A 12,974-nucleotide genomic window follows, 5' to 3' on the forward strand; every position below is an offset into this window, starting at 1 on the left:
GGTCGGGGAGTCGTATTAGGAGCAGTCCGAGCTGCTCTCGAACGCTGCTGGCGCGGTGTTCAGTCTCACCGGCGACATGAACGATGCAGTCATGGTGGTGAGTGGCTACGGTGACGGCGCATACCCCTGCTATTGGGGCGTGGTTGAGAATGGGACGATCGCCTCGCTCGTTGTCGATTTCCTGGTGCTTGCAGGCGACAGCGAGGGCGGTTCAGCTGGGGGAATCCGAGAAAATGAGGGGATCTCCGCTCAAGTCGCTGGTTCTCCCCTCATTGAGTGCCCCCGCCCCCCGACCTTGAGCACGGCTCAACCACTTCGACCGGCCTCAGGTGGTCGAGGGGTGCACAAAGGTGATCCCGCCACCGGACGTTGAGCACGGCTCAACCGCTTCGGCGGGTGTCGCGTGGTTGAGGGGTGCTCAAGGTGGCTTACGGGGTTGGGGGTGGCGGTCCGGCGATCGTGGGTTCGTGGGGGTGGGAGTGCGTGCGGTTGCCGGGTGCGGAGTTTTTCGTCGTCTGGACCCGAAAACTCACCGATAGCGCAAGCTCCGGGCATCACGTACCTCAGCCACAGCCCGTCAGCCCTAGGCAATGTGTACTTCGGCCGGTGACCGCGTTCTCCGTTGCTTGGGGCTGACGGGCTTTGGTTGCGGTCGGAAAAGGAAGCCTCGCGGGTTCACCGTTGCTTGGGGCTGGCGGGTTGTGGTCGCGGTCCGGGAACGACGCCGGCGGGTTCGCAGTTGCTTGGGTGACGGGCTTGGGGTCCGCGGAAATAGGGCGCTTCGGTGATCGGGCTGTACAGACCGACTGTTAGTAGGCGGACGAGCGGGCGTGCTGCAGGGTGACGGAGGCGCCGAAAAGGGCTGCTGGTAGGCGTAGTAACAGTCGGTGTGTACGCAACCGGCGGATCCATCTCAGGCGCCGGAGCGGCCGCAGCCCCGGCAACGCCGGGTCACCCACACATCGAGCAGGAGAGCCGAAATTCACGGGAGTCCTTCGGTCGTAGAGACAGCCGGCGGGACCCCGAGACTGCCGTAGCGCTCCATCCGCTGCCAGCGCAGCCGGGATCCGGCCAGCGCCGTGAAGACCGACTGGATCACGACCAGATACATCAGTTGGCGGTAGACGAACTGCTGCAGCGGAAGGCTCCACAGCGGACCGGCCTTCTCTCCGTCCAGCCGGAACGCGTAGAGCCCCATCCCGAACTGCAGGGCCACGAAAGCGGACCAGACGAGGCCCACCCGCCACGGATTCAGGAAGAGCAGCCCGTAGAGCGCGAACACGTCCACCACTGGCGCGAGAAGGGGCAGCAGGACCTGGAAGAGCAGCAGATAGGTCAGCCCGCGTCGCCCGAGCTTGCCGGCCTGACCCCGTTGTACCCAGGCGCCGCGATGCTTCCACATTGCCTGCAGCGTCCCGTAGCACCAGCGGTAGCGCTGCCGCCAGAGCGCTCCCAGGCTGGCCGGTGCCTCGGTCCACGCCCGGGCGCGTTCCTCGTAGACGACTCGCCAGCCGTCTCTGCACAACGCCATCGTCAGGTCGGTGTCCTCCGCGAGCGTGACGTCGCTGAGGCCTCCGATCCGCTCGAGCGCACTCCGACGGAAACCGCCGACGGCACCGGGCACGGTGGGCATGCACTCGGCCAGGTCGAACAGTCTGCGGTCCAGATTGAAGCCGACGACGTACTCGATGTGCTGCCAGCGGCCCAGCAGGCCTTGGCGGTTGCCGACCTTCGCGTTCCCGGACACCGCTCCGACCGCAGGGTCGGCGAACGGCTGCACCAGCATGCGGACGGCATCGGTCTCGAACACGGTGTCGCCGTCCACCATGACGACCAGGTCGTATGACGTGGCGCGGAGCCCGGTGTTCAGTGCGGCCGGCTTGCCCGCGTTCGGCTGCCGGATCACGCGGACGCCGGGCAGATTCAGGGACTCGACCAGTTCGGCGGTCCCGTCACTGGAGCCGTCGTCGACCACGATCACCTCGACCGGGTAATCGGACGCGACCAGCGATCTGACCGCGGCCTCGATGCCGGCTGATTCGTTGTACGCCGGGACGATCACCGAGACCGGCTCCGTGACGGGATCACCCCACGACGAGTAGCGGTCCCGCGCGTGCCTCCTGGCCGCGATCACCGTGGTGACGGCCCGCAGCACACTGAGCGCACCGGCGGCGTAGAGGAGCCAGGTGATGACGCCGAGCGCACCGTCGCTGAGCCGCATCGCGCCGATGACAGCGACGCCGCGCCCACGCTCGAGGGCGCTCGCCTGATGGACCGGCTCCGGAATGCCGACGGTGTCCGACACCGTCGCGAACCGGAAGTGCCGTGCCTTGAGCGCCGGCACGAGCCGCTTCAAGGCATCGAGGGTCTGGGCGCGATCCCCGCCTGAGTCGTGCATCAGCAGCACCTGCCCGGCGGCGCCCTTCGGCGTCGAGTTCGCGACCACCCGGGCCGTGCCCGGCTGTCGCCAGTCCTCGCTGTCCTGGGTGGTCAGCACGGTCAGGTAGCCGGACTCGCGGGCCTGCTTGATCGCGGACCAGTCGGCGTTGGTGAGGGCATCGGGTTCGGACGAGTACGGCGGCCGAAGGAGCGGCGTACTGACTCCGGTGGCGCCGGCCAGGATGAGCTGACTCTGGCGCAGTTCGAGGGACCGCCGCCAGCCCGGCGCGGTGCCCAGGTTCGTGTGTGTGAAGGTGTGCAGGCCGATCTGGTGACCTTCGGCGACGATGCGGCGCGCCAGTTCCGGGTGGGCGGCGACTTCGGTGCCGATCACGAAGAACGTCGCCTTCACCTGCTGAGCCCGGAGCAGGTCAAGGATCCTCGGTGTCCAGACCGGGTCCGGCCCGTCGTCGAAGGTGAGTGCGATCGTCCTGGCCTTCGGCCGCGCCGAGCGTGGCGAGGCGGCCGTGGCGTCGATCAGCGGCCCGCCGGCCGAAACAGCCACCGGTACGGCGTCGTGCGGGCCCACGGCGACGACCGCACCATCGGGTTCAGTGCCGAACAGATGATGGGTGTATCCGTGCAGCAACAGTGAGCCCGACAGTGTGACGAGCAGGATCGTGAGCACGACCCAGTGAGTCCGCAGGGGTATGTCACGGGCCCGGGCCCGGCGGGCGCGCGTCACGGCTTGGACGGGGACTTCGTCCGTCCGGGAGGCGCGGTCGGCTTCCCGTGCCGCGGGGTCGTGGTCGGCGGCCCCGGGGTAATCGTCGGCGATCCCGGGGTAGTCGTCGGCGAGCTGGTGGCGGGCGCCGAAGGCGTTCCGGTCGGCGCGCTCGAAGTGGGCGTCGTCGGGCGCTCAGCCGGCGTCGGCGTTACTACTGGCACACCTGTCGTCGCGACCACCGGCCGCACTGTGGCTGGATCGGATGTCTCTGCCTCTGAAGGCTTCGCTGTCTTCGTCACCGGTCCCGCGCTCGGCGTCACCCGCGGCGCAGGATGCTGTCGACCGGCTTCCGGCAACGGAATCAGCGGCGTATCCACGCGTGGCCCACCGAGCAGACTGCTGACCAGCAGCACCAGGTACCCCACAAATGGCACCGCGACTACCGCCCCCAGACGGCGAATCCTGCGATGACGATACCCGGACGAGTCCACGAACACCGGACTCCGGGCGGAGAGCGGCTTCACAATCGCGAGATCCTACTCGCCTTCGGTACCTGCTGTCCGAATCTCACGCACGGTGATTTCATCGTGCCCGGAGTACTGAACAGTCCGTAAATCCGGGCATTTCCCGGACGGCCGAAGCAAGCGTTTCAATCAAGTCTGTCGGCCTCGTGGGGCCAATTGCAACAAGTGGCAACCTGCCCGAGAAGCCTTGCCATGACAAAGGGCGTCTGGAATGCTCCTGCTGCTTTCACCGGTTCACGGGGGTGCACCGGATTCCAACCAATCTTGGAGTTCCCATGCACCCCGCCCGCCGGTTGCTGACGTCTGCCCTCGTCCTGTCTGTTCCGCTCTCGGTGACAGTGCCCGCCGCCGCGTTGGCGCACCCACCGCAGCCCGCCGCACCGAGGGCCGCCGTACCGCAGGCGTGGAAGGCTGCGCTCGGGCCGCTCGCTCCACCGGCAGCTGCCCGTCTCGGCAAGGTGTCGCCGAGCGGCAAGCCGGAGCGCGTTCGCGAGTTCGACAGCAGAAGGACTGCGCGTTCGAAGAGCTACGAGATGTCGGACGGCACCACGCAGGTCGTGCTGTCCACGGATCCTGTGCATTACAAGGATTCACGCGGCAAGTGGCAGGAGATCGACACCAAGGTCGTGCCTGGCGCGGACGGTTTCGAGAATGCGAAGAACGCGTTCCACGCTCGGTTCGGCAAGTCGAGCGATCGTTTGCTCAGCTTCGAGGCAGACGGTACGTCGATCCGGCTGGGCGCCACGGGGGACAAGCGCAAGCTGGTGCCGACTGCGAAGGATTCGGCGGTCACTTTCGCGGATGTGTTCGGTACGGCGGATGTGCGGTACCGCGTCACGAGCACCGGGGTGAAGGAGGACGTCGTACTGACGAGCGCCTCCGACGTTGCAGGTGCGTACGCGTTCGAGCTGCAGACCAACGGGCTCACCGCGAAGGCGCAGGCCGACGGGTCGATCGGCTTCTTCAAGGGTGAGGCGTTGAAGTATGTGATCCCGGCGCCGGTCATGTCGGATGCCGGCTCGGGTCGCTCGGACAAGGTCACCCAGAAGATCACGGAGCAGGGCGGCAAGACACTGCTGACGCTGCGGCCGGACCAGTCCTGGCTCAAGGCCGCGGATCGCGTGTTCCCGATCGCGATCGATCCGACGATCGTCGTCGTTCCCGATCCGGCCGCGGCGCAGGACACGTCCATCTCCGAAGCGGCGCCGACCACGTCGTACGGGAGCAATCCGACGGTGCTGGTCGGTGATGACGCGAGCCACAACACGTGGCGTGGTCTGCTGAAGTTCGACACGTCGGCGATCCCGGCGAACACCGCGATCCGGTCGGCGGATCTGAACATGCATTACGGGTCGTCGTTCGGTGCGGACAACACGTCGGTGCAGTTCGTGGCGTTGAAGGCGACGAAGGACTGGTCGGAGTCGACGGCGACGTGGTCGGGGATGAACACGTCGTTCGACGGCACGTACCCGGTGAACAAGATCATCGTCGACGACCAGGACACGGCCGCGACGTCGTACGAGGGTCTGTGGAAGGACCAGAGCAATGCGGCGGCGGTCAACGGGTCGTTCGCGTATGCGCCGAGTGGTACGACTCCGGACACGTTCACGTGGGATGCACGGGTGCCGAGTGCTGGTGACTATCTCGTGCAGGGGCACTATTTCCAGGCGTCGTACCGGGGTAAGCCGACGGTCGCGATCACCGGCTATCCCGACCCGACGCTCAACGCGACGTGGGACCAGACGGTCGGTTCGCCCTCGGGTGCGTGGTACTCGTTGGGCACCGTGCACACCGAGCCGGGCCGGACGGCGCGGGTGAAGATGCAGCGCCAGGCTGGTACGACGGCCTCGACGCCGATCGCGGATGCGGTGTCGTGGACGGAGTACGGGACACAGACGAAGAATCCTGGCGATCGTGATGGGTGGCATTCGTTCGCGCTTGGTTCGCTGGTGCAGCAGTGGGTGAACAACTCTGCTCCGAACTATGGCGTGATGGTGAAGCGCGTCGATGAGGCCGCGACCAGCGTGACCGGCGGCCTGTACTACAGCGCGAGCGAGGCGACGTACGGCGGTGAGACCGCGGCCCGGCCGAATCTCGTCGTCACGTATGACGAGCCCGGTGTCATGCTGAACCCGCCGACGACCGTCAATGCGTCCGGTCCGGAGTTGACGTGGAGCAAGTACGTCGACCCAGCCACGAGTGACGACGACGACTTGGTCGAGTACCAGATCTTCCGCGGCTGCCGCGTCCTGCCGGGTGGGGCGTGCACGGACCCGGTGGGAGACGTTTTCGATCGGGACAACCCGAACCACCAGCTGGTCGGGACGGTAGCGCCGGATGTGTTGGCGTGGACGGATCCCGATGCGGACCCGTCGGCGACGTACAACTACTGGGTTGTCGCCCGCACGATCGCTGACACCGAGAACGGCAAGAACGGGCGTGCTGCGTCGAACGTGCAGACGGTGACGACGCCGCGCGAGGGCCGGATCCTGCGGTCGTTCTCCGGTGATATCTCCGACAGCACACTGAGTGCAGCTCAGCCGACCACGGTGCTTGCCCGGCCGGATGGGGCGAGCACGAACACGCGGTACTGGATGCAGGTCGGCAACAACCATCCGACGTACGGCGATGAGCGCTCGGTGTTCGAGTTCGACACAGCTGCGATCAAGCAGGGCACCCGGGTCACCGACGCGCGGGTGGAGTTGTTCTCCAACTACGGCTCGGGGACCGGTACGGCGACTCTGGATCTGCACGGGTTGACGCGCGACTTCGTGGAGAGCCAGACGACGTGGAACCAGGCCACCTCGACCATCAACTGGACCGCTCCGGGCGGCGACTACGACACCACCGCGCTGAGCAGTTTGACGGCGGACAACAATCCGCAGCGGTTGACGTTCGCGTCGGCCGGGCTGATCTCGAAGGTGCAGTCGTGGGTGAATAACGCGGGCGACAACCACGGTCTGCTGCTGAAGACGCGCGACGAGACCGCGAGCCAGCAACTGTTCAGCATCACGAACAGTGAGTCGCCGGACAGCTTGTTCCGGCCTCGCTTGTGGGTCGAGTCGCTGGCGAAGACTGACGCTCAGACGTACGAGGCCGGCGAGATGCCGGAGCGGTTCGTTCCGGGCACGACGATCACGACTCCGGTCACGGTGACCAACACGACCAATGCGGTCTGGCCTGCCGGTCTGCAGTTGTCGTACCGGTGGACCGAGCCGGGCAGCCCGACCGACATCACGGTTTCTGGTGATCGCAATTTCGTTGCTCTGGGCAAGGCGCTCGCTCCGGGTGAGGCGGTGGCGCTGCGGTTGCCGATCCGGACGCCGATCAACTCCGATACCGGGACGAAGCGGCTGGCTTACGACTTGTATCTGGATCTGTGGACCGGGACCGACTGGTTCTCCAAGACCACGCCGCCGTCGACCAACACCGTTCGGCCCAGCCAAGGTTGCGCGGTCGTCACGACCGGGTTCTTGTGTGTGGACCGGTACGTCGAGGATCCGACGTCCAATCAGTTGGGTCTGGAGAAGTTCTTGTCGTACACCGGTGAGGAGACCGGTGGCGGGTCGCAGCTACTGACGAACCTGTTCAGCGGGAACGCGGTGTGGTCGTACGACGCGATGTCGAACCCGTCGATCGGTCCGTCGGCCTTTGTCCGGCTCGCGTACAACGCGCAGGACGGCACCGACCCGGGTGCCGGGTTCGGCTTCTCGGTACAGCCGTCGACGCTGACGCGGCTCGGTAGCAGGTTGTCGGTGCCGAACGGTGGCAGTACGAGCAACTTGATGACGTTCGTCGACGGTGACGGGACGACGCACACCTACAAGCTGGCCACCCAGACGTCAACGTTGCTGACCTACACGCGGCCAGCCGGGGTAGGCCTCGACCTCACGCGTGATCTGACCGCGGACACTGCGCATCAGTGGGTGTTCAGCCGACCGGATGGCACCCGGTTCTACTTCGACCAGGACACCGGCCGGCAGACCTCGGTTGTCGACCGCAACGGCAACACGATGACCTTCAACTACGGCGCGAACAACCGGTTGACCTCGGTCACCGACGCGTCCGCGCGGAGCGTCCTCACCCTCGGCTACGACACCCCTGGACTGGTCTACATCAGAGATCTGTCGGGACGGGCGCTGAAGTTCAACTACAACAGCTCGCACCAGCTGACCAAGCTCGAGGACGGCGGCGCGTTCGACCCCGTGACCAAGACCTTCGGTGGCCCTGTCAAGAGCTTCCTGTTTGGCTACACCGACACCTCGAACAACGGCAACACCCGGCTCAACTCGGTGCGCGATCCACGGAACGCCGAGACGCGGGTGCAGTACTACACCTCGACCGAGAACTCGGCGTACGCGCTGTGGCCGAAGAGCTACACCGATCGCCGCGGCAACGACACCACCTTCACGTACGCCGATCCGGACGGTTCCGCGGCTCGCGACATCGTGGCGACGGTGACGGATGTGAACGGCAGTACGCCGAGCGTGACGACGTACCGGATGGACGGGTACGGGCGGACGACGAGCATCCTGGATGCGAACCAGAACGCCACGGGTGGGAACAAGGCGACCTTGCTGGCGTGGGACAGCGACCACAACGTCATCCGGCTGCAGGAGCCCAACGGCGCGGTGTCGACCTGGGAGTACGACCCGCGCACCGGCTATCCGCTCAAGGTCCGCGATGCGCTAGCGGTCAAGAACGGCCAGCCCGGCATCGTGTTGCAGTACTCGACTCTGACCACCGGTGCGCGTCCAACGGTGCTGATGTCGAAGACGAGCGCGGGCGGTCGGGCGTCGACCTTCACTTACGATGCCAACGGCAACGTCAAGACGGTCAAGAACGGGCTCGGCTTCGGGCCGACCTATACCTACAACACCAACGGAACTCTGGCGACAGCTGCCGACGCTCGTGGCAACGCGACGCAGTACAGCCTGGTCCCGTACGACGCCAGCGGCTACCCGAAGTCGATCACCGATCCCGAATCGGCGAAGACGGATTTCCAGTACGACGACCGTGGCAACGTGCTGCAGGTGATCGATGCGCTGACGCGGAAGACGATCGCGCAGTACGACGCGTTCGGGCGGCCGACCGCGATCACGACGCCGTACAACGGGACCGAGACTCGGACGAACGCGACGGAGTACGACCTCAACGACAACGTGGTGAAGCAGACGGCGCCGAACGGGGCTGCGACCTCCTCCACTTTTGATGCCGCTGACAACGTTCTGACCAAGACGCTGCCCGACAACAACACCACCGGTCGCCAGATCGTCTACACCTACGACGTGCTGGGAAGGATGGTCACCCAGACCGCGCCGAAGGGCGTTGCGTCAACCGCGGATCCGAACGACTTCGTGACGAAGTACACCTATGACCGGATCGGTCAGGTGCTGAAGGTCGAGACCCCGTTCGTCGACACCGACGGATCGTCGAAGACTCCGACGACGACGTACGACTACGACGAGGTCGGTAACCAGATCACGGTGATCGACCCGGCCAAGAACGCCTCACCGGCGACCGATTACACGGCCAAGACGACGTACGACCTGAACCACCAGCCGACCGCGGTCACCGATGCCGCCGGCTACACCAGCAAGAAGGTGTACGACGCAGATGGTCTCGTCACGGCCCAGATCAACCAGACCGGGCACACCACACGGACGGTGTACGACGCGGCCGGCCAGCCGATCGAGGTGCACACCCCGCACACGCCGATCGGTGCGCATCAGGAAGACCGGGTTACCACGCTGACCTATGACGAGGCCGGCAACGTCACCCGGGAGACCCGGCCGAGTGGGCGGTATTCCGAGACCGTCTACGACAAGAACAACCGGCCGGTCCAGAAGAAGAGCGCGTTCGATGCAGCGTCGACCCTCTATAAGACGCCGTCGAGCACGTTCTTCCAGTACTACCCGACCGGCGAGATCAAGGCACAGTCCGAACCGACCTTCGCCACCTCGGGCACACAGTGGACGAATCTCACCTACTACGACTCGGGCGAGATCAAGACCTCGACGGATCCGTGGCAGATCAGCACGACGTACGGCTACAACCCGCTGGGCCAGCAAACCGACCGCACACTGACCGTGCCGGGCGACACCGCGAAGCGGACTCAGTCCTGGGGCTACTACCCAGACGGTGCCGCGAGCTCTCGCTCCGACACCGCGGCTCAGCAGCCGGTGGACGTGCTGAACAACACCGACACGTGGCAGCGGACGTCCACCGGCACCTGGCCCATCGTCTCGGGCGGCACCAACACCGTCGGCTCGAACTACCAGACCCACGCAGCGGCCGCGGCCGGTACGCCGGAAGCCAACGACAGCTTCAGCTGGCGGGTGCTGCCTGATGTCGCGGGCTCCTTCGATGTCTTCGCCTCGTGCCCGGTTCGGACCGATGCCACGACCGCGGCGACGTACACGATCAACCACTCCACAGGTGCCGCGACCAAGACTGTCGACCAGAAGGCCTGTACCGCGGCGACGCCATGGATCAACCTCGGCAACTACAGCTTCCCGGACGGCGTTGCGAAGACCGTCGTACTGAAGCCGTCGACGTCAGGTGTGGTGAGCGCCGACGCGATCAAGCTGGTCGCGACCGACCCGGTGGCGTCACGCTCGTTCACCTACGCCTACGACGCCAATGGGCAGCAGACCGAGGTCAAGGACACCAACCCGAACGCACTGACCGACACCTTCAAGGTGTCTAGCGACGGGCTGGCTCGTACGACGCAGGTCCAGGAGCTCAAGTCCGGTCAGGAGAAGGCGAAGACCGACTACACCTACGACCTGAACTCCAACGTCCTATCGACCTACGCCCAGCGTGGTGCCGACACCAACACCGTCGGGGTGTCGCGCTACACGGCGTACACGTGGGATGTTCGCAACCTCGTCGACACAGTCAAGGCCGGCGCGACGCCCTCGTCCCAGCTGGACACCTGGCAGTACACCTACGACCCGCGCGGCTGGCGCTCGACCCTGAAGAAGCCGAACAACAACCTCACCACGTTGACGTACCACGAGGACGGCCTGCAGCGGATTAACACCGAGAAGACCGCCGCCGGCCAGCTCGTCTCCTCGCATTCCCTGCGCTACAACGCCGACGGCGACCGATCCCAAGACGTCGAGAAGGTCCTCCAGGCCAAGACAGCCAACTACCTCGACCAAGCCTCGGCCTACGCCTACACCCCAGCCCGCCAACTCGCCTCCGTCACCAAGACCGGCGTCGAAAAGGGCGACAACGAGGCCTACGAGTACGACGCCGCCGGCAACGTCACCAAACAAACCATCGGCGCCACGACGTCGACGATGACCTACGACCGCAACCGCCTGACGTCTACCGTGTCCGGCGCGACCACGGTCAGCCAGCGCTACGACCCGTTCGGTCGCTCCACCATGTCCTACAGCGGCTCCCAGGTCATCGAAGAAAACGGGTACGACGGCTATGACCGCCTCACCCGCCAGCAGAAGTTCGACACCGCCGGCACTCCGACCTTCACCCGCAACCAGGTCTACGACCCCTTCGACCGCGTCACCACCCAGAACGAAAAGGTCGGCACCGCCAACTCGGTCAGCACCCGTTACACCTTCGTAGGCCTGGCCGCTCAAGTCGCCAGCGAAGAGGAGAAGGACACCGCCGGCACTTGGAAGGTCTCCAAGTCCTACGCCTACGGCGCCAACGGCGAAAATCTCTCCCTGGTAGACACCCCCGTCAACACCACGACCACCAAGAAGTCCTACTACGGCCTGAACCCCCACGGCGACACCGAAACCCTCACCGACGCCACCACAGGCCAAACGACCTCCACGTACCGCTACACCGCCTACGGCCAACCCGACAAAGTAGGCACCACTGGCGACGACGCCATCACGGGCGACCCCGCCCAAGACGCCGACACCGTCAACCCCTACCGCTTCAACGGCAAACGCTTCAACGGCGCTACCGGCACCTACGGCATGGGCTTCCGCGAGTACAACCCGGGCCTGAACCGCTTCCTCACCCGCGACATGTACGCCGGCGCGCTGAAAGACGTCGCCCTCGGCACGGACCCCTGGAACGCCAACCGCTACGCCTTCGCCGGCGGCAACCCCGTCAGCGGCATCGAGCTAGACGGCCACTACGCCATCGATGAAGCTGGCGATCGGTTCGAACCCCACGAGACCCCGACGATCACATCACCAACCACGACCGGCGGCAGCACCACCCCAGTCCCGAACAATGTTGGTCAAGAGATCAATGAATCGATGGGTCTGCCAGAAGGAGCGAGTCCACAGCAGCAGGCCATCCGAATGGCGCAACTCGGAATCAACCCAGCGATCGTCGGGTTCAAGCTCGGAGCCGAAGAAGCCGACAGGGCAGGCGTGGATGAAGCCATCGAGTTTGCCGCCGATGTGACAGGCGTCAAGGACGCCGAAGAGTGTGGCTACGAGCAAGATCCCAGGGCTTGTGGCATGACCGCATTGACGCTCTTTCCCTTCGGGAAGCTCGGATCATTCGCCCGTGCCATGGTCGTTCTTAAGCGCGCTGACGAAATCGCGAAACTACCGGTACTAGTCATCGATGGCGGACGTATGCCTAGCATCGCCCGAAATGTGCAGAACGCGCTGGATGCCGGGCATCCGGGAGTTCTGAGCCGGATCACCGACAAGGCAATGATCAAGGCTAATCGGAGTGCTGCGTGCAAGGGCTTCTGTGGCGTTGGAAGTCCTGACGAGTATCCCTTTGCCTCGACGGCTCAGGGCGGCGCAGGAGCTTGGGTGTCAGGTGTTCCGCTGCAAGAGCAGAGAATCCAGGGTGGCGTGATGGCTGGCTTCTACGCGAAGTATGGTATCGGGGACGGTGACATGTTCAGGGTCGTAGTGACAGGATTGCCAAAATGAATGAAATCTTGATTGAAGCCGAGATCACGCCGCTATACGGCCAGGTTCTGGTTCAGGATGTCGCAACAGTCGATGTACCCGATTGGGGTACGGGCGAGGAGGCGGTCGTCGCATCGGAGCAAGCGGTCGCTGTCGCCACGCGGTCAGATGCCGATGGCACCGTCATGATGCGTGTTGCGCGGGGTAGCGATATAGGCGTATTAGGGACTGAGGTATTCACTGGCGAGCTGTCTTTGACCTCAGCGACTCTGGAGATAGGTAGTCCTTTGGCCAGTGATTTGCATACTGTGGACGTGGGGCGCGCCGGGTCCCTTCCAATGCGTATATTCGTGAGCCCGGAGGAGATGCCGGACACGGTCACAATATTGCTCGGTCCGTGACCTTGAGTGCAGAAGACTCTGACCAGCCCCGCGACTGGGCGGCTCGGCCGCTGCCGTTTTAGCTGCGGAGTTGCTTGGCAGCTCC

The 12,974-nt window shown here is 65.1% G+C and carries 4 protein-coding genes; 3 read left to right on the plus strand and 1 reads right to left on the minus strand.

Annotation, left to right across the window (positions count from 1 at the left end):
* Nucleotides 1–55: 55 nt before the first annotated feature.
* Nucleotides 56–373, plus strand: coding sequence for a DUF4241 domain-containing protein (locus ACFVWG_RS25530; protein WP_391545916.1), 318 nt, complete (start codon nucleotides 56–58; stop codon nucleotides 371–373).
* Between the two features lie 609 nt (nucleotides 374–982).
* Here ACFVWG_RS25530 and ACFVWG_RS25535 read toward each other — a convergent pair.
* The gene (locus ACFVWG_RS25535; RefSeq protein WP_391545917.1) at nucleotides 983–3,067 is read right to left on the minus strand and encodes a bifunctional polysaccharide deacetylase/glycosyltransferase family 2 protein; all 2,085 of its coding nucleotides are present in this window, start codon (nucleotides 3,065–3,067) and stop codon (nucleotides 983–985) included.
* 838 nt (nucleotides 3,068–3,905) lie between these two features.
* On the opposite strand from ACFVWG_RS25535, the gene ACFVWG_RS25540 reads away from it, so the two are divergent.
* Together ACFVWG_RS25540 and ACFVWG_RS25545 are read left to right on the plus strand one after the other, a co-directional pair.
* A complete protein-coding gene (locus ACFVWG_RS25540; RefSeq protein WP_391545918.1) occupies nucleotides 3,906–12,509 on the plus strand; it encodes a DNRLRE domain-containing protein in 8,604 nt (2,867 codons plus the stop codon).
* The gene (locus ACFVWG_RS25545) at nucleotides 12,506–12,889 is read left to right on the plus strand and encodes a hypothetical protein (RefSeq protein WP_391545919.1); all 384 of its coding nucleotides are present in this window, start codon (nucleotides 12,506–12,508) and stop codon (nucleotides 12,887–12,889) included. The genes ACFVWG_RS25540 and ACFVWG_RS25545 overlap by 4 nt, the downstream gene beginning before the upstream one ends.
* The last annotated feature ends 85 nt before the right edge of the window (nucleotides 12,890–12,974 follow it).

Origin of the sequence: Kribbella sp. NPDC058245, from assembly GCF_042882005.1 — a bacterium.
Classification (GTDB): Bacteria; Actinomycetota; Actinomycetes; order Propionibacteriales; family Kribbellaceae; genus Kribbella.